Here is a 25,374-nt window from a genome sequence, read left to right as displayed (position 1 = left end):
CAATTAGCCCGGCAGGAGGATGTTCAACGCGTGCGGCTTTCGCTCCGAACCCTCCACGAGCTCGGCTTCCCACTTTTCGCGGCTTGCCTTGAGCAGCTGGGCGGGCGTCTCCGGCGCCTTGCCGCGCCGCACGAGGAGGTGCCGCGCCAGCTCACCGCGGGTGTGCTTCGCAAAGTGGCTGACTACCTTCCGGACCCCGTTGACCTCAGTAAAGACGTTGACGGCAACGGTTTGGGCCGCCGGGGGAGCCCACGCTGCCGTGTAGGTACTTGACCGGCAATCCACCAGCAAATGCCCGGAAGCGGCTTCCGCCAGCGCGTCAGAGAGCTGGGGTTTCCAAAATGAGGTCAGGCGTCCGACGTCGGGCAGTGCAGTTCCCATGGACAGCCGGTAGGCAGGCACATTGTCGCCGAAGCGGATGGCGCCCCATAGTGCCGAAATGACGAGTACCGACTCGTCTGCCTTGCGGCGCTGGCCGGCGGTCAGTGTTTTGTAGCCCAGGGCGTCGTAAAGCACCCCTGAGTAGATTTGGTGCGCCGGAGCGGCAGGTTCAGCGTGGAGCCGGGTGTTGCGGTCGACGTCGTCCTTCAGCGATGCCCCGACCCCCAGCAACGCGAGGGCGTCCTCGTGCGCGCTCACCGTACCCAGCGCATCCAGCACCTTGGCCCGGCAGGGGTTCAGCTGCGGGAAGCTCAGCGAAGGCCAGTCGACGGCGGATCCACGGACCGCGGGTGTCTTGCCTTCAGAGGGGGGAAGCAGAATCAGCACCGTCCGATCCTACCGGCGGAGGGAAAGCTGCACGGCGCCGGTAGACTGGACCCGGATGGGTTGACCAGGCGGCCGCGCGTCACGCAAGTGGCTCGAGGAACGTCCGGGCTCCGCAGGGCAGGGTGGTGGGTAACGCCCACTCGGGGTAACCCGCAGGCCAGTGCCACAGAAAACAGACCGCCTGGGTCGCGCCGGTTTGAAAGCGGCACGAACCAGGTAAGGGTGAAACGGTGGTGTAAGAGACCACCAGCTTCCCGGGTGACCGGGAAGGCTAGGTAAACCCCACCCGGAGCAAGGCCAGACAGGGCACGTTTGAGGGCTGCCCGCCCGAGTGTCCGGGTAGGCCGCTGGAGGGCGCCGGCAACGGCGTTCGTAGATGGATGGCCGCTACTCCCGTGCCGGCAACGGCGCGGGAACACAGAACCCGGCGTATCGGTCAACCCATCCACTTAAGCCGGTTTGACCTTGGGCGCCTTGGGCGCCTTGGGCCTGCTGGACCCTGCCGCTGGTACTGATGGACCGGGTGCGACACTGCTGTGTGAGTGATTTCACGCGACTCGAGCATCCCCACAGCAGTCAGCCAATTTAGAATGGATAACGGACGCAGGAGTTCTTCCGCCGGAGTTGCGTTCGCAACCGGCGGTTTTCTTTTGCACACATCCAGGCGCCTGGGGGCCAAATCCCGCAGGTGCCGGCGCCCCTGGACATCATCAGGTGGCCGACATTCGCGTACGAGGACGTACGCGGCTGAACCGAGGAAGGTATTTCTGTGAGCCAGACGTCAGATTCTTGTCTTGATACGTGGATGGGCCGGGAGGCCCTCGCCGAGGCCATGATTCCGGTGATCGGCCGGCTGTACCGCGAAAACAACGTGGTGACCAGCATCCACGGCCGGAGCCTGATCAACAAGTCCACCATGAACATCCTCAAGGCGCACCGCTTCGCGCGCCGGATGAGCAAGGACGAGCTGCGGCTGGAGGAAACCGCTCCGCTCCTGAACACCCTCGCCGGGCTGGAGCTCGGCGCGGCAGCAATCGACATCGCCCGGCTGAACCAGAAGTTCAAGGAAGAGGGTGGCGACGCGAGCCTGGAGGAGTTCCTTCGCGAGGAACTTGCCGAGATCGTGGGCAAGCGCGGCGGTGACGACCGGACCAGCACCGACGTCGTGCTGTACGGCTTTGGCCGCATCGGCCGGCTCCTGGCCCGCCTCCTGATTGAAAAGGCAGGCGGCGGCCACGGCCTGCGGCTGCGTGCGATCGTTGTGCGCAGGGGCTCGGACAACGACCTGTCCAAGCGTGCCAGCCTGCTGCGCCGCGACTCGGTGCACGGTTCCTTCGAGGGCACCATCCGGGTTGACGAGGCCGCCAACACCATCACGGCCAACGGTGTCCAGGTGCAGGTCATCTACTCGGACAACCCCGCCACCATCGACTACACCGCCTACGGCATCAGCAACGCTTTGGTGGTGGACAACACCGGCCGCTGGCGCGACGCCGAAGGCCTGTCCCAGCACCTGCAGAGCAAGGGTGTGGCACGGGTGCTGCTGACAGCCCCGGGCAAGGGCGAGTTGAAGAACATTGTCCACGGCATCAACCACCGCACCATCGAGGACACCGACCAGATCGTGTCCGCGGCCTCCTGCACCACCAACGCCATCACGCCGGTCCTCAAAGCCATCAACGACAAGTTCGGCGTAGTCCACGGCCACGTCGAGACGGTCCACTCCTTCACCAACGACCAGAACCTGATCGACAACTTCCACAAGGGTGACCGCCGTGGCCGTTCGGCGGCGCTGAACATGGTGATCACCGAAACCGGTGCCGCCAAGGCCGTGGCAAAGGCCCTGCCGGAACTGCTGGGCAAGCTCACCGGCAGCTCCATCCGCGTCCCCACCCCCGACGTTTCCCTGGCCATCCTGAACCTGAGCCTGGAAAACGGAACCACCAAGGACGAGGTCAACGAATACCTGCGGGAGATGTCGCTGCACTCGGACATGCGCAAGCAGATCGACTACATCGACTCACCCGAGGTGGTCTCCACCGACTTCGTCGGCTCCCGCCGTGCGGGCATCGTTGACGGCCTCGCCACCATCTCCAACGAAAAGAACCTGGTGCTCTACGTCTGGTACGACAACGAGTTCGGTTACAGCTGCCAGGTGGTACGCGTCATGGAGGAAATGGCCGGCGTGAACCCGCCGTCCTTCCCGGCCAAGGAAACGGCCGCCGCCCTGGCCGCAATTTCCGTCTGATCCCACCACCCCGGCGCCATCCGGATTTCCCGGCTGATTCCTCTGGAATCAGCCGGGAAACGGGACCACACTTGTGCCATGGATAAAGATTCGACGCTCCAGCACGAAACCACCCTGGAACACGCCCTGGACGTGGCAAAGGCCAACCACAAAGAGGCCGGCCGGCTGCTTGACGGCGCCCGGGCCGGTTACCAGGCGGGCGACGTCGGCGAGGACCGGGTGCGGCAGCTTGAGGGACTCCTGGCCATCGCCGAGGAGGACCTCCGGCGCGTGATGCGGGAGCAATAGCTCCCCGCTGCCTTTCACCCGCCCTCCACACTGTGGATATCGGCCGGGACGGCCGGCAGGTGTCCTAGGCTCTTCTGGTGCATGACGATACCGGAAGGGCAGGAACCCCATGACCGTGAGCTGGTCCGCCTATCGACGGGCCCGCCGCCGGTCCCGGCAGGCGTGGGCACTCCTGGCAGTTGCTGCCGTCTCGGCCCTGGGAGCATTGTGCTGGTTTTTTACCGCCGGCCAGTTTGCCGTAGCGGAGCCCGCCGCGTCCGGGCCCACGGAAGCTCCCGTTTTTGACCCTGCCTGGATGAAGCCCGTTGCGCCGGTGCATCCCGTGCCTGCAGGAACGGCACTCTCCGCTCTGGACGGGCTTACCGTGAAGGGGCGGGCCGCCAAGGACAACTACAGCCGCGAGGCCTTCGGACAGGCCTGGCAGGACGTGGACCGCAACGGCTGTGATACCCGCAACGACATCCTCCGCCGCGACCTTACGGCCGTGGTGTTTATGAAAGGCTCGAAGTGCCGGGTGGCAGCCGGCTCCTTCCAGGAACCCTACCTGGGACAGTATGTGGACTTCCGCCGGGGCTCCGAAAGCAGCCGCGCCGTTCAAATAGACCATGTGGTTCCATTGGCAGACGCGTGGCAGAAGGGCGCCCAGGGCCTGACGGCTGGGGAGCGTCAAAGCCTCGCCAACGATCCGCTGAACCTCATCGCTGCGGACGGTCCGGCCAACCAGCAGAAGAGCGCCGGCGACGCCGCCACCTGGCTCCCCAGGAACAAGTCGATCCGTTGCCACTACGTGTCGCGCCAGATTTCCGTCAAGGCAGCCTACGGCCTGTGGGTTACTGAGGCGGAAAAGGACGCCATGAAGCGCGTCCTCGGATCCTGTCCGGACCAGCAGACTATTTCAGCCAACTGACCCCGCACGCGCCGCGTGGAGGCAGCCAGGCGTCGTGCCGCCGTCGGACCTAGTGGCCGAAGGGGTCCGGGTCCACGCCCGGCATCCAGGTCAGCCCGGGAACGCCCCAGCCGTTCTTTTTGGCCTGCTTCATGGCCTTGCGCGCGTAGCGGTCCATCAGCCGGTTGACGTAGAGCTTGCCGTCAAGGTGGTCGTACTCGTGCTGCAGTACGCGGGCGAACCAACCCGTCGCCTCGAACTTGACAGGCTGGCCATGGCCGTCAAAGCCCTCCACCCGGGCCCACTCTGCGCGCTTGAGCGGGTACTGCCCGCTGGGGAAGGACAGGCAACCTTCCTCTTCCTCATCGGGGTCGGGAACCGCCCCGGAGATTTTTGACAGGGTAAGGACCGGGTTGACCAGCACGCCGGTGGGCGGAGCGCCGTCGTCGTTGGCGTACTTGTAGACGAAAATCCGCTTGCCCACGCCAACCTGCGGGGCTGCAAGGCCCACGCCGTTGGCTGCATCGTTCGTTTCGAACATGTCCGCAATAAGGGTCCGCAATTCGTCGTCGAACACTTCCACCTCGGTTGCCCTGCGGTGCAGCACGGGCTCTCCCCAGATGGTGATTGGCAGAACAGTCATCTCACGGTCCTTCGGCGGTATCTTGTGCAAAAGAAAGGAGGCCGCACCGGATATCCGGTGCGGCCTCCTTGCTGGATGGCTGTCAGTACCATCCTGTGAGGGTGAGCTACGGGGGTTGAACCCGCGACCTCCTGGACCACAACCAGGCGCTCTGCCAACTGAGCTAAGCCCACCATGTGCCCTGCAGCTTTACCGGCGAACCGGCTCCCTGGAAAGGCAACTCAAATAGCTTACCTGCTCCCGAGGGGTGCTTTGTCCACTTTCGGCGATTTCTCTGATATTTCCCGCAAACGTGGCGCAGATTACACTTCAGGCTGTTTGGCATCGGCAGCTGCAGTGATGCGCTTTGCGATCTGCTGGGCTGTGGCACTGTCGGGTCCTGGCGTCGGCACAAAGACAGCTTCACGGTAGTAGCGGAGCTCATCGATGGAATCCTTGATGTCTCCCAGGGCGCGGTGGCCGCCCTTCTTTGCCGGCGACTGGAAGTAGGCCCTGGCGAACCAGCGGCGCGAAAGCTCCTTGATGGTGCTCACATCGATCACGCGGTAGTGCAGGTGTTCCACCACGGACGGCATGTCGCGCGAAAGGAACACACGGTCGGTGCCTACCGAGTTGCCTCCCAGGGGTGCCTTGCGCGGATCCGGTACCCATTTTTCGATGTACTCCATAACTGCTGCCTCTGCTTCGGCCATGGTGGTGCCGTGGGGGAGTTCCTTGAGCAGCCCCGACTTGGTGTGCATGTCCCGGACAAAGTCGTTCATCTGGGCCAGGGCGGCGTCATCGGGTTTGATCACTACGTCCACCCCGTCGCCGAGGATGTTCAGTTCGGAGTCCGTGACCAGGGCGGCCACCTCGATCAAAGCGTCATTCTTGATGTCCAGGCCGGTCATTTCGCAGTCGATCCAGACGATTCGTTCGTTAGATATAGGCACCGGACCAGCCTACCGTTACACCTTCCGGCTGCCCGCCGGTGCTAGGATTTCGGATACGCGGCGGGACACGTTGCCGCAGTTGTAACCAGCCTGGGCCGGCCATTGAGCCCGCCGGGCAGAACCGCGCAAACCCAAGAGCGCAGACCAAGAGATTGGACGATCCTGAGATGACGGCGCCTGTGCCTGCAGCCGGGGAACTGGCGGCCGCGGACACTGCTGCAGCAGTGGGTGCCGAAGTCGACAATCCCCGCTCACCGCTCCTGGCCGGATTCGCGGGCTCGATGTTTATGCTGGTCGGATCCCTGGGCGTGGGCTGGCTGGCCCCGGTCTCGGAACTCCGGCGGATGCCGCTGTTCATCTGGATGCGTGCGGAAGCAGCCGGCGTGGCCCTATCAATCGTTTTGCTGGCCGTAGGCGGGATGCTCCTGGTCCGCGCCTGGCTCCGGCTGGGCCAGCGTGTCCGTGTCTGGGGAGAAGAATCCCGCAAGGCGACCCTGATGGCCGTGGTCGCGTGGGGGCTGCCCATGATGTTCAGCGTGCCGCTGTTCAGCCGCGACGTCTACGCGTACATCGGCCAGGGCCGCCTGATGGTGGAGGGCTTCAACCCGTACGAGAACGGCATCTCGGCGTTGTCCAACTACTTCCAGCTGGGCGCGGACAAGATGTGGACCGAGGCGCCCGTTCCCTACGGACAGTTGTTCCTGTGGATCGAGCAGTTCATCGTGTGGGCCACCAACGTCCAGCCCGAAACCAGCGTGATGCTGTTCCGGCTGGTGGCGCTTGCCGGGGTGGTCCTCTGCGTGATCTATGTGCCCAAACTTGCCGAACTGCACGGGGTCAACCCCAACCGGGCGCTGTGGCTCACGGCGGCCAACCCCCTTTTCCTGACCAATTTCATCGCCAGTGTCCACAACGACGCCCTCATGATCGGGCTGGCGCTGGCCGGACTGTACTACTCAGCGACGCGCCGCGTTGTCCGGGGCATCGTCCTGGTGACGCTTTCGATCGCCGTCAAACCCATCACCATTGTTTTCCTGCCCTTCATCGGTCTGTTGTGGGCCGGGAAGAACGCGGGCTGGTTGCGCAAGTTTTCTTATTGGGGCCTGACGGCCGCCCTGAGCCTGGGGCTTTTGGTTCTCATGAGCCTGGTCAACGGTTTTGGCTTCGGCTGGATCAACGGGCTCTCGGCCCCGGGCAGCATCTTTATCTGGTACGCGCCAGTGGGGCTGATCGGACTGGTGGTCGCCTCACTGGCCAACTCGTTCGGGCTGGACGGCTTAGTCCTCGCCGGTTGGGTGTTCGACGGCGGGAAGCTGCTGGCGGTGGGCATCGCCGCCTGGCTGATCTTCAGGGGTGAGTACGACCGGCTGATCCGCCGGCTTACCCTTGCGTTCGCGGCGATTGTCCTGCTGGCGCCCATGATCCAGTCCTGGTATGTGGTGTGGCTCATTCCGCTGTTTGCCGTGACCGGCATCCGGAACGACTGGCAGGTCAAGGCACTCTACTTCGTGGTCTCGTTTTTTATGATTTACGCCATTTCCGACCAGCTGGAGGTCTTCCCGTACCTGCAGACTGCGGACCTTGGCTTGGCGCTCGCCCTGGCGCGGGTGGCCGCTGCCGTTACCGGCCTGCTGTTTGGCCTCTACCTTATTTTCTGGGATCCCCGCACGAGGAGCCTCTTCCGGAAGAGCCCCGAACCTGTGGTTGAACGGCCTGTCATTTAGCCAGGCCAGCCGATCGCTTTCCTGATGAAGAACCCGGGATCGGCAAGGTTCGGTTCGATCACGCTGCGGAGGAGCTCTTTCAGAAGGCGTTGGGTGATGGGCTGGTCCAGCCCGCGCGGCCCAGCCAGTCGGCACACAGCGAGCTCCACTGATCGGGCCCGCGCTCGCCCACGGCAAGGCCCAGCCCGTGGCGACCGTGGGGAAAAACATGCAGCTCAGCGGGCACGCCGGCACTGAGCAGCGCCCCTGCGTAGCCAAGGCTGTGGCTCACCGGCACGGCAGCGTCGTCGGCCGTGTGCCATAGGAACGCCGGCGGCGTTTCGGCGGTGACCTGCTGTTCCGCTGACAGTTCCGCCAGGATGTCCGACGGCGGCGCGTCCCCCAGCAGGTTGTCCACCGAGCCCTGGTGCACCTCCTCCGTGCAGGAAACCACCGGGTAGCACAGCACGGTGAGGTTGGGGACTGCCTGCGGGACGTCGAGATTAGCGCTCCCGGTGGCCACCGCAGTGGAAAGCGTTGCGGCAAGGTGTCCGCCTGCGGAGAATCCCAGGACCCCCACCCGTCCGTGGTCAACTGCGAGGCCGTGCGCACCGCCACGGATGTGGAGCATGGCCTGCTTTGCATCCTCGAGCGGTGCGGGGTGCCGGTCCGGGGCAACGCGATATCGCAGGACAAAAGCGTGAATGCCCAGCCCGGCGAGCCATTCGGCGACAGGCTCCGCCTCATGATCAGCCTGCCGTGCGTATCCACCGCCGGGGAGGACCAGGATGGCGGGCCGGTTCCCGGTCGCGCCGGTACGGGAGGGGACAGCTGTCAGGCGGGGCGCCACGGTCAGGCCGCCGTCTCGGTGCTGCGCCGAAGCGTCACTTCGCCGGTGATCGGACGTGGCCCTCCGCCGTCGGGCCCTGCATTTTCTGCGCCTGCGCCGTCCGGCCCTCCCTCGACGGCGGCGGTTCCTGGAGCTGTTGCACGGGTGGCAAGGCGCCCGATCTCTTCGAGCGGGAGGCGGACTGTGGAGAGCGCCGGGCGGAAGTCACGGAGTGTTTCGATGTCATCAAAGCCGGCAATGATGGCGTCGCGCGGAATGCGCAGTCCCTCTGAACGAAGTGCTGCTGCGGCACCGATGGCCATCACGTCGTTGACGGCAAAGATGCACAGCTTCCTGTCCCCGGGCCCGTCCGCGGTCGCCGCCTGGCGTGCCTTGATCAGGGCGGCAAGCTTGAGGCCGGCCTCGTAGCCGCCGGCACGGTTGAACGTGGTGCGCCTGATGTCTGCAGGTTCACGCCCGGCGGCGGCGAGGCCCTCCTGGAAGCCGCGGATGCGGTCATCGGAAGTAAAAAGCCCCTCGGGTCCGCCGATGATCACAAAGTCGCCGTCCCAGCCCGAAGCGAGCTTGCCCGCCAACGCCGCGGCGAGCTCCTGGTTCGGCACGGCCACCACGTAGTAGCCCTCCGGTGCCTCCGCACCCACCACCGGGTGGCCCACTACTGCTACCCGGCCGCCGTTGCGGCAGTACCTGTCCAGTTCGGCGGCCAGTTCAGCGTTGCCGTCCTGGTTCTCTGGCTGGGCAGAGCGGGATCCGGCAATCACAATTGAATCGGCCCGGCGCGCGGCGAACGCAGCAACGGCTTCCTTTTCCTCTGATGGAGCCCCGCCAGTGGTGGCCAGCAGCACCATCCTGCGCTGCTCCCGGGCCGCTTCCTGCACGCCCCTGGCAATGGCGGCGAAATAGGGGTCTGCGATGTCGTGGACAATCAGGCCGATCAGCCCTGAACTGGACTTTGCAAGGCCCTGGGCCTGGGCGTTCGGAATGTATCCCAGCGAGTCGGCGGCCTGTCGGACCCTGTCCGCGATGTCATGGCCGGGCTTCCGCGCGGAGCCGTTGAGGACACGCGAGGCGGTGGCCGGGGACACTCCGGCCAGCCGTGCCACCTCGGTAAGGGTACTTGCAGCCACAGCAACTCCTGGTGGGCTTCAAAGGAACAGTAAGTGTGCTCACATTATGGCAGTTTTAAGACCCTTCCGGAAAGCGCTTGCCAATATGTCCGGCCGGGTGCATCATTGACGTAGTGGGAATGCGCTTTCCCAATTCAGCCAGAGTAAAACTGCTCACTCACCGTGGAGGACACATGGGCTTCGAAACAAAGACGATCCGCATCGCCATGAACGGCATCACCGGCCGGATGGGTTACCGCCAGCACCTGCTGCGCTCCATCCTTCCCATCCGGGACGCCGGCGGCTTCACCCTGGAAGACGGCACCCGTGTCCAGGTAGAGCCCATCCTGGTGGGCCGCAACGAAGCCAAGATCCGCGAACTGGCCGAAAAGCATAAGGTCTCCGAGTGGAGCACCGACCTGGATGCCGTGATCAACGATCCCACCGTCGACATCGTTTTCGACGCCTCCATGACCAGCCTCCGCGCAGCCACCCTGAAAAAGGCCATGCTCGCCGGCAAGCACATCTTCACCGAAAAGCCCACAGCCGAAACCCTCGAGGAAGCCATCGAACTGGCCCGCATCGGCAAGGAATCCGGCGTCACCGCGGGCGTCGTCCACGACAAGCTGTACCTGCCCGGCCTGGTCAAGCTCCGCCGCCTCGTGGATGAAGGCTTCTTTGGCCGCATCCTCTCCATCCGCGGTGAATTCGGCTACTGGGTCTTCGAAGGCGACGTCCAGGCTGCCCAGCGCCCCTCATGGAACTACCGCAAGGAAGACGGCGGTGGAATGACCACGGACATGTTCTGCCACTGGAACTACGTCCTTGAGGGCATCATCGGCAAGGTCAAGAGCGTCAATGCCAAGACCGCTACGCACATCCCCGCACGGTGGGACGAGGCCGGCAAGGAATACAAGGCCACGGCCGATGACGCCTCCTACGGCATCTTCGAACTTGAAACCCCGGCGGGCGAGCAGGTCATCGGCCAGATCAACTCCTCCTGGGCTGTCCGCGTCTACCGCGATGAGCTGGTGGAATTCCAGATCGACGGTACGCATGGTTCCGCTGTCGCCGGCCTGAACAAGTGCGTTGCCCAGCAGCGTGCGCACACCCCGAAGCCGGTCTGGAACCCGGACCTGCCCGTCACGGAATCCTTCCGCGACCAGTGGCAGGAAGTTCCGGCCAACGCTGAGCTGGACAACGGCTTCAAGCTGCAGTGGGAAGAGTTCCTCCGCGACGTCGTTGCCGGCCGCGAGCACCGCTTCGGCCTGCTGTCCGCCGCCCGCGGCGTCCAGCTCGCCGAGCTCGGGCTGCAGTCCAACGACGAACGCCGTACCATCGACATCCCGGAGATCACGCTCTAATGACCTCTCTTATCCTTCCCTCCCACGACGGCGGCACCAGGGAATACCGGCTCCAGGGCGCTACGTCCTGGGCCCGTCCCACCGCCCCGCTGACAGCCCGCCGCGCCTATGCAGCAGCCCATGTCATCCCCGAGGTCCTAGCAGACAACACCCCCGGCGCGCCGGCCCGGCTCGACTGGGAAGCCACCATGGCCTACCGCCATGAACTGTGGTCCTACGGCCTCGGTGTTGCCGATGCCATGGATACCGCCCAGCGCGGCATGGGCCTGGACTGGGCCGCCACGCAGCAGCTCATCAAGCGCACCGGCGTTGAGGCCGCCTCCGTGGTTTCCGCCAACAATGCAGCCACCGCCGGCAAGTCCGTCCGGGACCTTGTGTCCTGCGGCGCGGGCACTGACCAGCTGGACATCGAGTCCCTGCCTGTCGGCGAGGCCGGCATCAAGGCGGTCCTCGAGGCATACCGCGAGCAGATCGCGGTCATCACCGAGGCCGGACCCAAGGTCATCATTATGGCCTCGCGCGCCCTGGCCAAAGTTGCCAGCGGTCCGGAAGACTACCTGAAGGTGTACTCCACCCTGCTGCAGGAAGTGGACCAGCACGTGATCCTGCACTGGCTGGGCACCATGTTCGATCCGGCGCTCGCCGGCTACTGGGGTTCGGAGGATGTCGCGACTGCTACCGATACGTTCCTGGGGCTCATCAAGGACAACGCGGCCAAGGTGGACGGCGTCAAGGTCTCCCTGCTCGACGCCAGCCATGAGGTGGCCCTGCGCGCTGCCCTGCCCGAAGGCGTCCGCCTTTACACCGGCGACGACTTCAACTACCCGGAACTGATCGACGGCGATGGCAGCCACCACTCTGACGCCCTGCTGGGCATCTTCGCGGCCATCTACCCCGCCGCTTCGGTGGCCCTGCAGAACTACGACGCCGGCAACGCCGTCAAGGCACGCGAAATCCTGGACTCCACCCGGGAACTGGGCAAGCACATCTTCAGCGCCCCCACGTTCTACTACAAGACAGGCATCGCGTTTATGTCCTGGCTTAACGGCAAGCAGCAGGGCTTCCAGATGGTGGGCGGCCTGCACTCCGGCCGGTCCGTGTGCCACCTTGCCAAGACCTTCGAACTGGCAGACCAGGCCGGCCTGCTGAGGGATCCGGCATTGGCCGCCTTCCGGATGTCCGATTACCTGCGCATCAACGGGGTGGGAGTATGACAATCGATTCAGGAACGTCCACCTTCTCCCGCCTGGCCATTAACAGTGCCACCACCAAGAAATGGACCCTCGCCCAGGTTGTTGAGGGCTGCGTCAACGCCGGCATCCCGTCCATCGGGCCCTGGCGGGACCGCGTGGAGGAAGCCGGGCTGGACAAGGCAGCGCGCCTGATCAAGGACGCCGGCCTGCGCGTCTCCTCCCTGTGCCGCGGTGGATTCCTCACCGCCGCCGACCCGGAGGGGCAGGCCGCCGCTCTGGCGGACAACCGCGCCGCGATCCTGGAAGCTGTGGCGCTGGGCACCAGGGAACTGTTCCTGGTGGTGGGCGGATTGGCGCCGGGGGAGAAGGACGTGGTGGCGGCGCGCCAGCGCGTCGCGGACCGCCTCGCCGACCTGGTTCCCTTCGCCGCCGACAACGGCGTCCGCCTGGTCCTGGAGCCGCTGCACCCGATGTACGCGGCGGACCGTGCCCTGATCTCCACGCTGGGGCAGGCCCTGGACCTCGCAGCGCCCTTCGACGCTTCAACGGTGGGCGTCGCCGTCGATACGTTCCACGTCTGGTGGGACCCCGAGCTGAAGGCACAAATCGAACGGGCCGGCCGTGAGAACCGGATCGCCTCCTACCAGGTCTGCGACTTCAACATGCCCATCGCGGCTGATCCGCTGCTGTCCCGCGGATACATGGGCGACGGCGTCGTGGATTTCGCCACGATCGGCACCTGGGTGCGGGATGCCGGGTACACCGGTGACATCGAAGTGGAAATCTTCAATCAGGACATCTGGGACACGGACGGCGACACCGTCCTTGCCACAGTAAAGGAGCGCTACGCGGAGCTCGTCCTCCCGTACGCCTGACCTGATCCGGACCGCGGGCTCCTGCCACCTTTGCTGATCAGGCAGGAGCCTGCGCGCTATATAGAAAGGACCCGGACCGCATCTCTGCGGTCCGGGTCCTTCACTTGGTGGATACCTAGGCGTACAGCGACGCGCACCTGCGGTAGCGGGTGAGCACCGCTCCCTCGTCCTGCCCTGCGGGGAGGTCGACGGCGTCGAGCGCCCATTGCGGAAACTGCCCAGTGAGTGCCGCGGTGGCCTGGCGTGCGGCGCCGTCGGCCACGTATTCCCCGGGGCGGGGCACGGTGACCTCGACACCCAGCAGCTGCGCTGCCGCCTCCTGCACGGCCGTGGACTGTGCCCCGCCGCCCACCAGGATGATCCGCTTGGCCTCAACGCCCTGTTGCTGAAGGGCAGCCAGGCCGTCCGCCAGCGAACACACCACACCTTCGACGGCGGCGCGCGCCAAATTCGCCGGCGTGTAGTTGTGACGGGTGATCCCGTGCAGTGAACCTGTCGCGTCGGGCAGGTTTGGCGTGCGCTCGCCGTCGAAGTACGGTACGAGGGTCAAGCCCCCGGCACCGCTTTCGGCGGACATTGCCAGCTCGTTGAACTCCGCCAGGCTGACGTCCAGCAAGGCTGCGGTGGCATCAAAAACCCGGGTGGCGTTCAGCGTGCATACCAGCGGCAGGTAGTTTCCGGCCGCGTCCGCGAACCCTGCCACCAGCCCGGACGGATCGGCGGCCGCCATATCGGACACGGCAAAGACGGTTCCGGAGGTGCCCAGCGACATCACCACATCGCCTACGCCGGCTCCAACGCCCAGCGCCGCTGCGGCGTTGTCCCCGGCGCCGGCGGCCACGAGGGCACCGGCGGGGGTCTTGCCTGCCACGTCCAGCGGGCCCAGCACTCCGGGCAGCAGCGGAACGTGCCCCAGTGATGACTCCAGGACCTCCGGCAGGTACCGGCCTGCTGCCGTCGAATAGTAGCCCGTACCGGATGCGTCGGACCGGTCCGTGGTCAAGGCGTCCAGGCTTCCAGGGCCGCTGCCCTCGCCATAGCCCAGAAGCCGCCAGGTCAGCCAGTCGTGCGGCAGGCAGACCGCTGCAACCTTTGCCGCGTTCTCCGGCTCATTGACGGCCAGCCAGTGCAGCTTCGTGAGCGTCAGCGACGCTACCGGGACAGTTCCGGTGGCACCGGCCCAATAGCTGGCGCCGGCAGCAGGGTCGCCGTCGCCAGCTGTCCTGATCAGTTCAAGGGCCGCGCCCGCACTGCGCGTGTCATTCCAGAGGAGCGCCGGCCGGATCACCCGGCCGTCGCTGTCCAGGCAGACCATACCGTGCTGCTGGCCGCCCACCGAAACCGCAGCCACGTCATCCAGTCCGCCGGCGTGCTCGATTGCTTCCTGCAGGGCTGTCCACCAGTGGTCCGGGTGGATTTCGGTGCCCTCCGGGTGTTTGGCCCTTCCTTCGCGGACAAGTGCTCCGGTGTCCGCATCACGGATCACCACTTTGCAGGACTGCGTGGAGCTGTCGATGCCTGCTACGAGTGCCATGGTCAGCGTGCGTTGAGGAGGTGTTCGATGGCGAGCTGGTTGAGCCGGATGAAGGCGAAGGAGCGTTCGGCTGCCTTGTCGGCGTCGAAGTCCTCGAACGCGGTGGTGTCGTTGAGCAGGTCGGTGGCGGTTTCGCCCGCGGCGAGGGTGGTTTCGCCGAGTTCGAAGACGCCGGAGGTGGCGAGGGCTTCCTGGACCTGGGGGTCGGCGCGGAAGGCGAGGGCGCGTTCTTTCAGGAGCAGGTACATGGCCATGTTGGCTTTGGCTGATTCCCAGACGCCGTCGTACCCGTCGGTGCGGGAGGGCTTGTAGTCGAAGTGGCGCGGGCCTTCGTAGCGGGGGCCGCCGTTGGGGAAGCCGTTTTCGAGCAGGTCAACGGTGAAGAACGCGCTGGTGAGGTCGCCGTGGCCAAAGACGAGGTCCTGGTCGTACTTGATGCCGCGCTGGCCGTTGAGGTCGATGTGGAACAGCTTCCCGGCCCACAGCGCCTGGGCGATGCCGTGGGTGAAGTTCAGCCCGGCCATCTGCTCGTGGCCGGTCTCGGGGTTCAGTCCCACGATGTCGCCGTGCTCGAGCTGGGCGATGAAGGCCAGGGCGTGGCCGACGGTGGGCAGGAAAATGTCGCCGCGGGGTTCGTTGGGCTTGGGCTCGAGCGCGATGCGCAGGTTGTAGCCCTTGTCCTTGATGTACGCCGCGGCGGTGTCCACGCCTTCGCGCATCCGGTCCAGGGCCGCGGCGAGGTCCTTGGAACCGTCGTATTCGCTGCCCTCACGCCCGCCCCACATCACGAAGGTTTCGGCGCCGAACTCGGCGGCGGAATCGATGCTGCGCAGGACCTTGGACAGGGCGAAGCGGCGGATGGAGCGGTCGTTGGAAGTGAAACCGCCGTCCTTGAACACCGGGTGGCTGAAGAGGTTGGTGGTCACCATCGGGACCTTCAGCCCGGTCTCGGCCAGGGCTGCCTTGAAGTTCTTCAGGATCAGCTCCCGCTCCGAGGCCGTTGCCTCAAACGGGACCAGGTCATTGTCATGGAACGTGATGCCGTGCGCGCCCAGTTCGGCGAGCCGGTGCACAGCCTCCACCGGATCCAGGGCAGCACGGGTAGCAACACCGAACGGGTCAGCGCCGGTCCAACCAACAGTCCAAAGGCCAAAAGTGAACTTGTCGGCGGGGGTGGGGGAAAGAGTCATGATGCGTCCTTGCAATAGTGGTATCGCCGTCAGTCCGGCGAGTTAGTTTATCGTTTGAACTATATAGCGGTGATTACGCTAGGGTCAATAGCAAAGGGAACGCAAGCCAACGGTCCCGCTGACAGCACGAGGAGGCACGTCATGGCGAACACGGCAACAGCGCCTGCGTCGGACGCCGGTACACCGGGAAGCATGGGCGACGTGCGCCGGGGCAATCTTGCCCTCGTCCTGGGCACGGTGTCACAGTCCCCGGCCGGATTCCATCTGACGCGTGCGCAGATCGCCGCCGCCACCGGGCTGACAAAGGCGTCGGTGTCCAGCATCGTCCTTGACCTCCTCGAAGCCGGTATTCTGCATGAGATTGGCCTGAACCCGCAGGGGGAGCGCGGCCGCCCGGGCGTCGGACTGGAATTGAACCCTGCACGGGGTGTTATGGGCATGGAAATCAACGTTGACTACATTGCTGCGGGGGTGACAGATCTTTCCGGTGCCGTAGTGGTGCAGGAAATCCGTGAACGGGACAACCGGGACAGTGCGAGTGGGCCGGTGATGACCGCCCTGGCCGTGTTGGCCGCCGAGGTGCGGGACGCGGCCGCGCTGAGGGGCGTTGAGATTCTGGGCGGAGGACTCGCTGTTCCCGGACTCGTCAATGGCGGCAGTTCAACTGTCATCACTGCCCCCAACCTGGGGTGGCGGGACGTGCAGCTTGACGTCGGCGGTCTGCTCCCGGGCCCGCCGTTGGGCGTCACACTCTTCAACGAAGCCAATGCTGCTGCCCTCGCAGAACTGGCCCGCGGATCCAGCGGCAGGAAGGACTTCCTCTTCATCTCCGGCGAGGTGGGTGTCGGTGGCGGACTGGTCATCAGGTCGGAGCTCTTTACCGGCCCGGAAGGCCACGCTGGGGAGGTGGGCCACATAGTGGTCGACCCCGAGGGCAACCCCTGCTCCTGTGGAGGAACGGGCTGCCTGGAGACCATAGCCGGGCAGGACGCGATCTTTTCTGCGGCGGGACTATCGGGCAAAGGGCACGCGAGGTCGGAAAGCATGTCCGCCCTGACGCGTGCGCTCACCGCCGAGGAACCTGCCGCACTGCTGGCCGTCCAAAGGGCCGGCCGGTCCCTGGGCGTGGCGGTTGCGTCCGCGTCCCGGGTGGTGGATATCAGGGCGGTGGTGCTCGGCGGGCACTTCGCCGTCCTCGAGTCTTGGCTGCGCCCGCCGCTGCTCGACAGCCTCAGCAGGTACGCGCCGGGAAAATTTTTGCCCGGGCACATCACCACGGCTGCCGCCGGGGAGAACGGCGCCCTGCTGGGGGCCGCCGGCAGTGTTGTCCGATCCCTCGTGGAAGCACCCCACCGGCTGCAGTCTTAGCCTCCTGCAGCAGCACTGGCCTGCCCGTGGGCAGGGGTGGACAATTGGAGCTTCGTACAGTGACTGTTTGGAGCCATCATGCGTTCCACCGGCTGGCTAAAACATCATAGGCTTCTGGCCTTCTTCATCCTGACTTACGCGATTTCCTGGGCATCGTGGCCCGCGTACGCAGCAGGGCTGATTCCCCGCATGGAATTTCTGCCCATAGGCCCGCTTGCTGCAGCACTTATCGTCATCGCCCTGGCCGAGGGCCGGAAAGGCTTCCGCGCCTGGGGACGGCGGCTCATCCGGTGGCGCGCAGGGTGGGTCTGGTACGCCGTCGCGCTGTTCCTCCCCGTCCTCCTTGTCCTCGCCTCGGGGTTCATCACCATGGCCCTCGGGTCCCCGGCACCCGGCCTCACCCAGGTGACGTGGAGTGGAATGCTGACCGTCTTCGCCGTCCGGCTGGTCAATCCCCTGGACGGAGCGCTGGGGGAGGAGCCCGGCTTCCGCGGCTACGCACTTCCGCTGCTTCAGGCGTCCCGCACTCCGCTGGCGTCCGCGGCAATCCTTGGTGTCCTCGTGGCCCTGTGGCACCTGCCACTGGTCCTCTTTGCCGGGCTTAGCCTGATCGGACTCCCGACGACGTTCGCCATCACCTTCCTCTACGTATGGCTTTTCAACCACACGGGCGGCAGCGTCCTGCTGACACTCCTGTTCCACAACAGCCAGGGCACTTTCACCATGGGTTCCTTTGGCTTCACCGGTACCGATGCCGTGCGGGTGGAACTGGTCTACTTCGTGGTCGTCGTCCTAACCGTGCTGGGGACTATGGCGCTTGACCGCCAGGCTTGGCGCAAGTCGCGCCGCCCGGCCACTGCCGTCGGTGGGTTCTCCCTCAGGAAGCGTCCCCTGTGAACGACGCCGGGACGGCGTGCTGAAAACCCCCGGCGAGCGGCTTTAGCCTGCGGAAATCCGCAAGCCAAAGCTGCTTCTCCAAGTGCCCCAGGAGGGAATCGAACCCCCGACCGGCGGATTAGAAGGCCGCTGCTCTATCCCCTGAGCTACTGAGGCAGTGGTTTCGGAGCTGAATTCCGGCGCCTCAAAAAGTTTACATTGCCTGAAGTGCAGGCGCCTTCACAGTTGTGCAGTGGCGGACTTTTCCTCCACAGGCACATCAAGGTTCGGGTTGTGCACATAGCGAAAGCGCTGCCTCCCCGGAGTTCGGTGCGGGCGCGATGCTGGTCTTGCCTGCTAAGGCATCACTAGAAGACAGGACGTAAAAGATGAGCGACACCATAACGATCCGGGGCTTCGTTGCCACCGAGATCAAGAGCTCCACCACAACAGGGGGAGTGGCCACAGCCTCCTTCCGCATCGGATCCAATTCCCGCCGCTACGACAAGGGAACCGGCACGTGGACGGACGGCCACACGAACTGGTTCCTGGTACAGGGCTACAGACACCTGGCGGGAAGCATGGGCTGCAGCATCCGGAAAGGCCAGCCCGTCATCGTTGTTGGCAAGCTGAAGATCCGCAGTTGGGAAAAGGACGGCAGGGTCTACTACTCACACATCATTGATGCTGACGCTGTGGGTCATGACCTCACATGGGGCACGGCCAACTTCATCCGGTCCTCCACCAAACCACTCCTCTCGCTCGTGGAGCAGGAACCGGGCTTCGATGCAGATCCCCGTACCGATGAACCCTTGGACGAGCCTGAGGACAACGAAGAAGACCTGGCGGACAGCGGCGACCCCGCCGCAGCTCTCGTTGAGGACAGCAACGGGGACCTGCTCGCCCTAAACCTGGAAACGGGGGAACTCGCCGAATCCCGAGTCTAGGAATCTCCTATATCAACGTCCCCTTGGTTTCCTGGGCGGGCAGGACCGCGGCACCCCCCGGCCGCGCCCTGCCCGCCCAGGTTGTGAAGCCGCTGCCGGACCACATGGCAGAATGACACCATGCGGACCACCCCTGACCACCGGCAGAACCTCGTGGCCGGCGCATCATCGGCCGCTTCCCCAGCTTCCGGCCGGGCCGCACGCCGCCTGGTGGCAGCAGTGGCCGGAGCCGCCCTGGCGGCCGCGCTGGCGGGATGCGTGGGCGGGGTACCGTCGGTTGTCCAGCCCGGGGCAGCGGAACCGGCAACCGATACGCCAACCACCGCCGGCTCTGGTGCCGGTGCGGCAACAACGGAAACATCGGCTGCCGAACCGCTGGCGGAAACTTCCGGACAGGCATCAACGGCCGGCGCGGATGCCGCCACCGAAACGGTAAGGAAAACCGTTACGGACGCCCTTGGGCGGCTGGCGGCGGGATCGCCGAAACCGGCTACCGCCCAGGTTACAGAAGCCCTGACGGGAGCGGGCATCGCACCGGCAGCACTGCAGGTTTCGCAGAGCCGGACCCCTACGGGCCTGGAAGCCGACGCCATCGAAGCTTCCGTGCTCCAGGGCCGCGACTGTGTGATCGGCCAGGTCCGTGATGGCGCCGTCACAGTGACGGTCCTTCCGGTGCTGGCAAGCGGCAAGTGCTTTGTAGGCTCCTGACCCTGATGCACCGAATGTGAGATATGCCCGCCAACCCACTAGATTTGGAACCATGGCGGAATTTATCTACACAATGACCAAGGCCCGCAAAGCCGTTGGCGAAAAACTCATTCTTGACGACGTAAGCATGTCCTTCTTTCCTGGCGCCAAGATCGGTGTTGTGGGCCCGAACGGTGCCGGTAAGTCCACCATCCTCAAGATCATGGCCGGGCTGGACACCCCCTCCAATGGTGAGGCCCGGCTTAGCCCCGGCTACACCGTGGGCATCCTCCTCCAGGAACCACCCCTGAACGAAGAAAAAACCGTCCTGGGCAACGTCCAGGAAGGCGTGGGCGAGATCTACGGCAAGATCCAGCGCTTCAACGAAATCTCCGAGGAAATGGCCAGCCCCGATGCTGACTACGACACCCTCCTCGAGGAGATGGGGCACCTGCAGGAGGCCATTGACGCCGCAGACGCTTGGGACCTTGACTCCCAGCTCGAGCAGGCAATGGACGCGCTCCGCTGCCCGCCCGCGGACGCCGACGTCACCAACCTCTCCGGCGGTGAGCGCCGCCGCGTGGCCCTGTGCAAGCTGCTCCTGCAGAAGCCTGACCTGCTGCTCCTGGATGAGCCCACCAACCACCTGGACGCCGAGAGCGTGCTGTGGCTCGAACAGCACCTCTCCAGCTACGCCGGCGCCGTCCTGGCCGTTACCCACGACCGCTACTTCCTGGACCACGTGGCCGAATGGATTGCCGAAGTGGACCGCGGCCACCTGTACCCGTACGAGGGCAACTACTCCACGTACCTGGAGAAGAAGCGGGCGCGCCTGGAAATCCAGGGCAAAAAGGACGCCAAGCAGGCCAAGCGCCTCAGCGAGGAACTGGAATGGGTGCGCTCCAACGCCAAGGGCCGCCAGACCAAGTCCAAAGCCCGCCTCGCCCGTTATGAGGAAATGGCCGCAGAGGCTGACCGGACCCGCAAGCTCGACTTCGAGGAAATCCAGATCCCGCCGGGGCCCCGCCTGGGTGGCCTGGTGCTCGAGGCCAAGAACCTGCAAAAGGGCTTCGAGGACCGCACACTGATCGATGGACTGTCCTTCAGCCTGCCCCGCAACGGCATCGTGGGCGTCATCGGCCCCAACGGCGTCGGCAAGACCACGCTGTTCAAGACCATCGTCGGGCTGGAGCCGCTCGACGGCGGCGACCTGAAGATCGGCGACTCCGTCAAGATCTCCTATGCGGACCAGAGCCGCGGCGGCATCGACCCCAACAAAACGCTGTGGGAGGTCGTTTCGGACGGTCTGGACTTTATCCAGGTGGGCCACGTGGAAATGCCGTCCCGCGCGTACGTTGCGGCCTTCGGGTTCAAGGGCCCGGACCAGCAGAAGAAGGCCGGCGTGCTCTCCGGTGGTGAGCGCAACCGCCTGAACCTGGCTTTGACCCTCAAGCAGGGCGGCAACCTGCTGCTCCTCGATGAGCCCACCAACGACCTCGACGTCGAAACCCTCAGCAGCCTGGAAAACGCGCTGCTGGAGTTCCCGGGCTGCGCCGTGGTGGTCTCGCACGACCGCTGGTTCCTGGACCGGGTGGCCACTCACATCCTCGCGTACGAAGGCGACCAGGAAAACCCGTCCAAGTGGTACTGGTTCGAGGGTAACTTCGAATCGTACGAGGAGAACAAGGTGGAGCGGCTGGGTCCGGATGCGGCCAAGCCGCACCGCGTCACGCACCGCCGCCTGACCCGCGACTGATAAGTCGTCGACGCGTCTGGCGCAAACAGGCCGGCACCCGAGGGTGCCGGCCTGTTTTGCGTTCACGCCCGGGACACGGCTCCAGGAATACAGCCCAGGGAGCTAGTCCCGGCCGGCTCTGCGGATCTGGTGCTCCATCACCTTTGACTGGAACGCACCCACCACCTTGTTTTTCAGATCGGTGGGCACACGGACCATGCCTTCCTGTGCCACGGAGGCCACGTGCTGCCCTGCCTGGTTGAAGATTTTGCCTGTTGCCAGTCCGCGGGCACCCTGGGCACTGGGCGATTCCTGGACGTACAGCAGCCACTCGTCCACCCGTGCGGGACGGTGCCACCACATGGCATGGTCCAGGCTGGCAACGTTCATCCCGGGAGTGATCCAGCTCAGCCCGTGGCGGCGCAGGATCGACTCAAGCAGTGTGTAGTCGCTGGCGTAGGCCAGGGCAGCACGGTGCAGGTTGGGGTTGTCCGGCATCGGGCCGAAGGTCTTCATCCACACGGCATTGCGTGCTTCCCGTTCACCCTTTGCTGATACGTACAGCGGCGGATCAACGTGCCGGATGTCAAAGGGCCGCTCATAGGCCCAGTGCCGTGCCACGGGGTGGTCGAACTTTCCCAGCAGGTCCGCTGTGCTGGGCAAGGACTCGGGGTCGGGAATGCCGCTGGGCATCACGGACTCGTGCTCGACGCCTTCGTCCTCGCCCTGGAAGGAGGCGATCATCGACAGGATGGGCACGCCTTCCTGATAGGCGTGGACCCTGCGGGCGGAGAAGGACCGGCCGTCGCGGAGGCGTTGAACCCCAAAGGTGATGGGCTTGTTCGCGTCCCCCGGGCGGAGGAAGTAGCCGTGCATGGAATGGACAAAACGGCCCGGGTCCACCGTCCTGATGGAGGCAATCAATGACTGGGCCAGCACCTGGCCGCCAAAGACCCGGTGATGGGGCTGCTGCTGCGACGGACCCAGGAAGATGTCCTCGTCGGTCCGGGCTCCCTCCAGCTCGCCGAGATCAAGCAGGGAGATGAGCGAGGAGGTGGGGTCTTCGCTGGGGAGCGCCAGGAGTCCGGCGTCGGCTTCAGTCATGGTTCGACTCTAGACGGCGCCCCGGCACCGCTCAACAAAGGTGCAGCCGGTAGTGTTCTTGGTGTGTCTGATCTCCTCACCTCGTCCTTCCGTTTCGCCGATCCGCAGGATCTCGCCGACCTGAAAACCTTCGCCACGCGCGCCAAAACGATTGACGACGGCGCCATCCGGCTTCAGGCCGCAGGCTCCGTCCTTGCCGCGTACGTCTGCGTGCTGCGGCCCCGGGTGCTCGGTGAATCGACCCCCACCATCCTGGGACTGCGCACCATGGCGCTGGCTGAGCCGTCAGGGACGGACGTCACCGTTCCGCTGGCGGCGGTGCTGGACCGGCTCGCGCGGGCGGGGGAGGACGACGTCGAGCTGCCGGTACCGCCGTCCACCGTCACCGAGTCCTGGACTGGCGTCGGCGCCCCAAGGGGCGGGTGGGAACTGCTGGGTTCGCGAAGCGATACAGCCCTGCGGGAAGCTGCAGAGGCCGGCATCGCTGAAGTGGCCGGCATCGTTCCCGATAAGCCGGGAGCGCTGATCGTCAACAACGCCCGGGCCGCAGTGTGGGGCAGGGAACTTGATGACTCCGGGCTTCCGGCAGGTGCCGCTTTCGCAGCCCTGGCCCTTGGTTTCCTCGCGGACGGCGACCAGAATTTGTACCGCGCAGGCCGTTGGTTCCGTCTCACAGGTCCACGGGGACACGTCCTGGCGCGGACGGGCAGCGGACTTCTCTAACGGCAGGCCGCTGCCCGGCGGCAACCACTCCTGGCGGAAACCACCCCTGTGTCAGCCAGCTATCGGCTAACCGGCCGGGCTGTTCACCATCGACAGTGCTGCGCGCTCCATGTAGTCCCAAAGGGTTCCCTCATACAGGGGCGGAAGTTTCAGCGCGTCCACAGCAGTCCGCATGTGGAAGAGCCAGCGGTCCTTGGCCTCAGGCGTCACAGTGAAGGGCATGTGGCGCATGCGCAGCCGGGGGTGGCCGCGCTCTTCCCCGTAGGTGGTGGGTCCGCCCCAGTACTGCTCAAGGAACATCAGGAACCGGCGCTTGGCCGGTGCCAGGTCCTCTTCCGGGTACATGGGCCGCAGCAGCGGATCGGTCGCGACGCCGTCGTAAAAGACATCGATCAGCTTGACGAAGGTTTCGTGGCCGCCCACGGCGTCATAGAAGTTGTCCGTGTAGCCGGGCTGGCTGAACGGATCGTTCTGCATCAGCTGGCGGGGCCGCTGCGGTTCGACGGGGATGGTCATTGCTAGTCTCCGGCCTTTTGGTCAGTCTTTTTGGTTTCGGCGCCGTGATCGCCGGCCTGGTCCGTGGTCCCGTCCGGTGACTCGTGCAGGGGCACGTAGGTACCCTGCGAACGGTTGCCCACGCGGAGGATCTCGCCGTTGCGGAGATACCAGATGGCGCCGTCGTCGGACCGCACGCGGGTGATGCGCAGGCCCATGGACTCCACCACACCAACTACCTCGCTGGTTTCGATCACATCGCCGATTCCGTATTGGTCTTCAATGGTAATAAAGATCCCGGCCAGGAAGTCGCGGATCAGCTGCTGGGCGCCGAAACCGATGGCAACACCGAAGATACCCACGCTGGTGAGAAGGGGCGCGATGTCGATGTCCAGGTTCTGCAGGACGTACATGCTGGTGATGACCACCACCAGCACGCCGACGATGCTGTTCAGCAGGGAACCGATGGTTTCCGCGCGCTGGACCCTCCGCTCGTGGTCCAGGGCGCGCAGGGCCGGGGCCGCCCATTTGAAGGTGGGCCGCTTGAAAAAGTTGCTGCCTGCCGCGACGCGGCCGGTGATGCGGGAAATAACAAAGGTGGCCACCAGCCAAATGGCAACGCCCACGCCGAGGCTGATCACGATGCCCGTGATGCTGATGCCGTCCGGCTCGGTGGTGGCGGAAGGAAGGATCGACAACATGCTGACCATAGGGGGGAAATACTCCTGGGGTTCCCCGGCGGCGCCGGGATACGGGGGTGCCGGAGCGCCGGTTACGCCCGGCGCGGAAGGCTCTGTTCTCCTTTAACCCTAGCGCCGTAGCGTGGTCGCATGCGCATTCTCGTCCTGGGCGGAACCGCCTTCCTTTCCGCAGAAATCGTCCGCCAGGCCGTCGCCGGGGGGCATAACGTCACCTGCCTTGCCCGGGGTTCCGCCGCTGAACCACCAGAGGGAGCCGTCTGGCTGAAATCCGACCGCTCACGGGGCGCCACGGCCTACGACAGCGTTGAGGGGGAGTGGGACGAGGTCATCGACGTTGCCCGCGATCCGCTGCCCGCAAGCGAAGCACTGGACGCCCTCGCACACCGCACCGCCCACTGGACTTTCGTCTCCAGTTGCTCCGTTTATGCCGAAGCGTCGGTTCCCGGCGCCGCTGAGGACGCCGGCCTGCTCCCGGCCCTTGCGCCTGGCACTCCTTCGACGCCGGAAAACTACGGCGAGTCCAAAGTCGCCATCGAGGAGGCAACCCTCCGTGCCACCCACGGAAAAGCGCACCTCTGCCGTGCCGGCCTGATCGGCGGACCAGGCGACGGTTCGGACCGCTACGGCTACTGGCCCGCCCGCTTCGCCAGGGACAGCCGGCCGGCCATTGTGCCGGCCATCGACACCCACCCCACGCAGGTGATCGATGTCCGGGACCTTGCCGCCTGGATCCTGCTGGCAGCAGAGCAAAGGGTCACCGGAGCACTGAATGCCTTGGGGGACCAAGTACCGTTCGGGGAGTACATCAGCGCTTCCCGGCAGGCGGCAGCTTATGGCGGCGACGTGGTGCCGGCGGCCGTGGACTGGCTCGCGGCGCATGGCGTCGGCTACTGGGCGGGGCCCGATTCGCTGCCGCTCTGGCTCCCGCCCGCGCATGGGGGATTTATGGCCAGGAGCAACAAGGCCGCGGTGGATGCCGGCCTGCCGATCCGGCCGTGGCAGGAAACGCTGGCGGACACACTGGATGACGAACGCCGCCGCGGACTGGACCGGCCCCGCAAGGCCGGGTTGACGCCGGAAACGGAGGCGCGGCTGGTCGGCATCCTGCGGGACGGGAACACGGACGGACCCGCCGCTGCACCGCAGGACGCCGCCTGA

Annotated in this window: 24 protein-coding genes, 2 tRNA genes and 1 other RNA gene; 15 read left to right on the top strand and 12 right to left on the bottom strand. The window is 65.3% G+C overall.

Features of this window, described 5'->3' with window-relative positions; translation table 11 throughout:
• Nucleotides 1–3 precede the first annotated feature (3 nt).
• The gene (locus tag M1E07_RS12220) at nucleotides 4–768 is read right to left on the bottom strand and encodes a YaaA family protein (RefSeq protein ID WP_461186965.1); all 765 of its coding nucleotides are present in this window, start codon (nucleotides 766–768) and stop codon (nucleotides 4–6) included.
• 56 nt (nucleotides 769–824) lie between these two features.
• Between M1E07_RS12220 and rnpB the strand changes: the two genes are divergently transcribed.
• From rnpB to M1E07_RS12200, 4 genes are all read left to right on the top strand, one after another.
• An RNA gene (rnpB, locus tag M1E07_RS12215) (RNase P RNA component class A) lies at nucleotides 825–1,216 on the top strand.
• Nucleotides 1,217–1,537: 321 nt separating this feature from the next.
• The gene (locus M1E07_RS12210) at nucleotides 1,538–3,016 is read left to right on the top strand and encodes a glyceraldehyde-3-phosphate dehydrogenase (protein ID WP_461186964.1); all 1,479 of its coding nucleotides are present in this window, start codon (nucleotides 1,538–1,540) and stop codon (nucleotides 3,014–3,016) included.
• Between the two features lie 78 nt (nucleotides 3,017–3,094).
• Nucleotides 3,095–3,304, top strand: coding sequence for a hypothetical protein (locus tag M1E07_RS12205; RefSeq protein WP_461186963.1), 210 nt, complete (start codon nucleotides 3,095–3,097; stop codon nucleotides 3,302–3,304).
• A 109-nt stretch (nucleotides 3,305–3,413) separates the two neighbouring features.
• Nucleotides 3,414–4,211 (top strand): HNH endonuclease family protein, encoded by a 798-nt coding sequence (locus M1E07_RS12200; RefSeq protein WP_461186962.1) that lies wholly within the window; start codon nucleotides 3,414–3,416, stop codon nucleotides 4,209–4,211.
• A gap of 49 nt (nucleotides 4,212–4,260) precedes the next feature.
• Here M1E07_RS12200 and def read toward each other — a convergent pair whose 3' ends face one another.
• The 3 genes from def to orn form a co-directional block, all read right to left on the bottom strand.
• Nucleotides 4,261–4,833, bottom strand: a complete 573-nt coding sequence (def, locus tag M1E07_RS12195) for a peptide deformylase (RefSeq protein WP_461186961.1) — start codon at nucleotides 4,831–4,833, stop codon at nucleotides 4,261–4,263.
• 100 nt (nucleotides 4,834–4,933) lie between these two features.
• A tRNA-His gene (locus M1E07_RS12190) sits at nucleotides 4,934–5,006 on the bottom strand.
• 129 nt (nucleotides 5,007–5,135) lie between these two features.
• Nucleotides 5,136–5,765 (bottom strand): oligoribonuclease, encoded by a 630-nt coding sequence (gene orn / locus M1E07_RS12185; RefSeq protein ID WP_461186960.1) that lies wholly within the window; start codon nucleotides 5,763–5,765, stop codon nucleotides 5,136–5,138.
• A gap of 167 nt (nucleotides 5,766–5,932) precedes the next feature.
• Between orn and mptB the strand changes: the two genes are divergently transcribed.
• Nucleotides 5,933–7,489, top strand: a complete 1,557-nt coding sequence (gene mptB / locus M1E07_RS12180; protein ID WP_461186959.1) for a polyprenol phosphomannose-dependent alpha 1,6 mannosyltransferase MptB — start codon at nucleotides 5,933–5,935, stop codon at nucleotides 7,487–7,489.
• Nucleotides 7,490–7,568: 79 nt separating this feature from the next.
• Here mptB and M1E07_RS12175 read toward each other — a convergent pair whose 3' ends face one another.
• Both M1E07_RS12175 and M1E07_RS12170 read right to left on the bottom strand, forming a co-directional pair.
• Nucleotides 7,569–8,318: an alpha/beta hydrolase gene (locus tag M1E07_RS12175; RefSeq protein ID WP_461186958.1), complete on the bottom strand. Its 750-nt coding sequence runs from the start codon at nucleotides 8,316–8,318 to the stop codon at nucleotides 7,569–7,571.
• 2 nt (nucleotides 8,319–8,320) lie between these two features.
• A complete protein-coding gene (locus M1E07_RS12170; RefSeq protein WP_461186957.1) occupies nucleotides 8,321–9,445 on the bottom strand; it encodes a LacI family DNA-binding transcriptional regulator in 1,125 nt (374 codons plus the stop codon).
• Between the two features lie 173 nt (nucleotides 9,446–9,618).
• Here M1E07_RS12170 and M1E07_RS12165 point away from each other — a divergent pair, with 173 nt between their 5' ends.
• Genes M1E07_RS12165 through M1E07_RS12155 form a run of 3 tightly spaced genes read left to right on the top strand, consistent with a single transcriptional unit; the run spans nucleotide 9,619 to nucleotide 12,856 of the window.
• Nucleotides 9,619–10,788, top strand: coding sequence for a Gfo/Idh/MocA family protein (locus M1E07_RS12165; protein WP_461186956.1), 1,170 nt, complete (start codon nucleotides 9,619–9,621; stop codon nucleotides 10,786–10,788).
• The gene (locus M1E07_RS12160) at nucleotides 10,788–12,002 is read left to right on the top strand and encodes a dihydrodipicolinate synthase family protein (protein ID WP_461186955.1); all 1,215 of its coding nucleotides are present in this window, start codon (nucleotides 10,788–10,790) and stop codon (nucleotides 12,000–12,002) included. Before M1E07_RS12165 ends, M1E07_RS12160 begins: the two co-directional genes overlap by 1 nt.
• Nucleotides 11,999–12,856, top strand: coding sequence for a sugar phosphate isomerase/epimerase family protein (locus tag M1E07_RS12155; RefSeq protein WP_461186954.1), 858 nt, complete (start codon nucleotides 11,999–12,001; stop codon nucleotides 12,854–12,856). Before M1E07_RS12160 ends, M1E07_RS12155 begins: the two co-directional genes overlap by 4 nt.
• A 115-nt stretch (nucleotides 12,857–12,971) precedes the next feature.
• Here the strand turns inward: M1E07_RS12155 and xylB are convergent, their stop codons facing one another.
• Nucleotides 12,972–14,390, bottom strand: a complete 1,419-nt coding sequence (xylB, locus tag M1E07_RS12150; protein ID WP_461186953.1) for a xylulokinase — start codon at nucleotides 14,388–14,390, stop codon at nucleotides 12,972–12,974.
• 2 nt (nucleotides 14,391–14,392) lie between these two features.
• A complete protein-coding gene (gene xylA / locus M1E07_RS12145; protein WP_461186952.1) occupies nucleotides 14,393–15,580 on the bottom strand; it encodes a xylose isomerase in 1,188 nt (395 codons plus the stop codon).
• Between the two features lie 141 nt (nucleotides 15,581–15,721).
• Here xylA and M1E07_RS12140 point away from each other — a divergent pair, with 141 nt between their 5' ends.
• Both M1E07_RS12140 and M1E07_RS12135 read left to right on the top strand, forming a co-directional pair.
• Nucleotides 15,722–16,948 (top strand): ROK family protein, encoded by a 1,227-nt coding sequence (locus M1E07_RS12140; RefSeq protein WP_461186951.1) that lies wholly within the window; start codon nucleotides 15,722–15,724, stop codon nucleotides 16,946–16,948.
• A gap of 189 nt (nucleotides 16,949–17,137) precedes the next feature.
• Nucleotides 17,138–17,845, top strand: coding sequence for a CPBP family intramembrane glutamic endopeptidase (locus M1E07_RS12135; RefSeq protein ID WP_461186950.1), 708 nt, complete (start codon nucleotides 17,138–17,140; stop codon nucleotides 17,843–17,845).
• Nucleotides 17,846–17,928: 83 nt separating this feature from the next.
• Here the strand turns inward: M1E07_RS12135 and M1E07_RS12130 are convergent.
• Nucleotides 17,929–18,001 (bottom strand) — tRNA-Arg (locus M1E07_RS12130).
• A gap of 212 nt (nucleotides 18,002–18,213) precedes the next feature.
• Between M1E07_RS12130 and M1E07_RS12125 the strand changes: the two genes are divergently transcribed.
• The 3 genes from M1E07_RS12125 (at nucleotide 18,214) to ettA (ending at nucleotide 21,214) form a co-directional block, all read left to right on the top strand.
• Nucleotides 18,214–18,771, top strand: coding sequence for a single-stranded DNA-binding protein (locus M1E07_RS12125; protein ID WP_461186949.1), 558 nt, complete (start codon nucleotides 18,214–18,216; stop codon nucleotides 18,769–18,771).
• 120 nt (nucleotides 18,772–18,891) lie between these two features.
• Complete coding sequence (locus M1E07_RS12120; RefSeq protein ID WP_461186948.1) at nucleotides 18,892–19,479, top strand: DUF6993 domain-containing protein; 588 nt, start codon at nucleotides 18,892–18,894, stop codon at nucleotides 19,477–19,479.
• A gap of 52 nt (nucleotides 19,480–19,531) precedes the next feature.
• Nucleotides 19,532–21,214 (top strand): energy-dependent translational throttle protein EttA, encoded by a 1,683-nt coding sequence (ettA, locus tag M1E07_RS12115; protein ID WP_461186947.1) that lies wholly within the window; start codon nucleotides 19,532–19,534, stop codon nucleotides 21,212–21,214.
• 102 nt (nucleotides 21,215–21,316) lie between these two features.
• On the opposite strand, the gene M1E07_RS12110 is transcribed toward ettA, so the two are convergent.
• The gene (locus tag M1E07_RS12110) at nucleotides 21,317–22,297 is read right to left on the bottom strand and encodes an acyl-CoA thioesterase (protein ID WP_461186946.1); all 981 of its coding nucleotides are present in this window, start codon (nucleotides 22,295–22,297) and stop codon (nucleotides 21,317–21,319) included.
• 63 nt (nucleotides 22,298–22,360) lie between these two features.
• Between M1E07_RS12110 and M1E07_RS12105 the strand changes: the two genes are divergently transcribed.
• On the top strand, nucleotides 22,361–23,020 hold the full coding sequence (locus M1E07_RS12105; RefSeq protein WP_461186945.1) for a hypothetical protein: 660 nt from the start codon (nucleotides 22,361–22,363) through the stop codon (nucleotides 23,018–23,020).
• Nucleotides 23,021–23,086: 66 nt separating this feature from the next.
• Here the strand turns inward: M1E07_RS12105 and M1E07_RS12100 are convergent, their stop codons facing one another.
• Complete coding sequence (locus M1E07_RS12100; RefSeq protein ID WP_461186944.1) at nucleotides 23,087–23,536, bottom strand: globin; 450 nt, start codon at nucleotides 23,534–23,536, stop codon at nucleotides 23,087–23,089.
• A gap of 2 nt (nucleotides 23,537–23,538) precedes the next feature.
• The gene (locus M1E07_RS12095; RefSeq protein ID WP_461186943.1) at nucleotides 23,539–24,225 is read right to left on the bottom strand and encodes a mechanosensitive ion channel family protein; all 687 of its coding nucleotides are present in this window, start codon (nucleotides 24,223–24,225) and stop codon (nucleotides 23,539–23,541) included.
• 120 nt (nucleotides 24,226–24,345) lie between these two features.
• Between M1E07_RS12095 and M1E07_RS12090 the strand changes: the two genes are divergently transcribed.
• On the top strand, nucleotides 24,346–25,374 hold the full coding sequence (locus M1E07_RS12090; RefSeq protein ID WP_461186942.1) for a Rossmann-fold NAD(P)-binding domain-containing protein: 1,029 nt from the start codon (nucleotides 24,346–24,348) through the stop codon (nucleotides 25,372–25,374).

This window comes from Arthrobacter sp. Z4-13 (assembly GCF_054792705.1).
Note: the sequence above shows the minus strand (reverse complement) of the source record. Positions and strands in the feature narration are given on the sequence as shown.

Bases quoted from the DNA above. Each gene is read 5' to 3' on its own strand.
- xylA (WP_461186952.1), bottom strand. From the start codon at position 15,580: ATGACTCTTTCCCCCACCCCCGCCGACAAGTTCACTTTTGGCCTTTGG.
- ettA (WP_461186947.1), top strand. From the start codon at position 19,532: ATGGCGGAATTTATCTACACAATGACCAAGGCCCGCAAAGCCGTTGGC.
- M1E07_RS12090 (WP_461186942.1), top strand. From the start codon at position 24,346: ATGCGCATTCTCGTCCTGGGCGGAACCGCCTTCCTTTCCGCAGAAATC.
- M1E07_RS12140 (WP_461186951.1), top strand. From the start codon at position 15,722: ATGGCGAACACGGCAACAGCGCCTGCGTCGGACGCCGGTACACCGGGA.
- mptB (WP_461186959.1), top strand. From the start codon at position 5,933: ATGACGGCGCCTGTGCCTGCAGCCGGGGAACTGGCGGCCGCGGACACT.
- M1E07_RS12120 (WP_461186948.1), top strand. From the start codon at position 18,892: ATGCGGACCACCCCTGACCACCGGCAGAACCTCGTGGCCGGCGCATCA.
- M1E07_RS12125 (WP_461186949.1), top strand. From the start codon at position 18,214: ATGAGCGACACCATAACGATCCGGGGCTTCGTTGCCACCGAGATCAAG.
- def (WP_461186961.1), bottom strand. From the start codon at position 4,833: ATGACTGTTCTGCCAATCACCATCTGGGGAGAGCCCGTGCTGCACCGC.
- M1E07_RS12155 (WP_461186954.1), top strand. From the start codon at position 11,999: ATGACAATCGATTCAGGAACGTCCACCTTCTCCCGCCTGGCCATTAAC.
- M1E07_RS12200 (WP_461186962.1), top strand. From the start codon at position 3,414: ATGACCGTGAGCTGGTCCGCCTATCGACGGGCCCGCCGCCGGTCCCGG.
- xylB (WP_461186953.1), bottom strand. From the start codon at position 14,390: ATGGCACTCGTAGCAGGCATCGACAGCTCCACGCAGTCCTGCAAAGTG.
- M1E07_RS12095 (WP_461186943.1), bottom strand. From the start codon at position 24,225: ATGGTCAGCATGTTGTCGATCCTTCCTTCCGCCACCACCGAGCCGGAC.
- M1E07_RS12165 (WP_461186956.1), top strand. From the start codon at position 9,619: ATGGGCTTCGAAACAAAGACGATCCGCATCGCCATGAACGGCATCACC.
- M1E07_RS12110 (WP_461186946.1), bottom strand. From the start codon at position 22,297: ATGACTGAAGCCGACGCCGGACTCCTGGCGCTCCCCAGCGAAGACCCC.
- M1E07_RS12135 (WP_461186950.1), top strand. From the start codon at position 17,138: ATGGAATTTCTGCCCATAGGCCCGCTTGCTGCAGCACTTATCGTCATC.
- M1E07_RS12160 (WP_461186955.1), top strand. From the start codon at position 10,788: ATGACCTCTCTTATCCTTCCCTCCCACGACGGCGGCACCAGGGAATAC.
- M1E07_RS12100 (WP_461186944.1), bottom strand. From the start codon at position 23,536: ATGACCATCCCCGTCGAACCGCAGCGGCCCCGCCAGCTGATGCAGAAC.
- M1E07_RS12205 (WP_461186963.1), top strand. From the start codon at position 3,095: ATGGATAAAGATTCGACGCTCCAGCACGAAACCACCCTGGAACACGCC.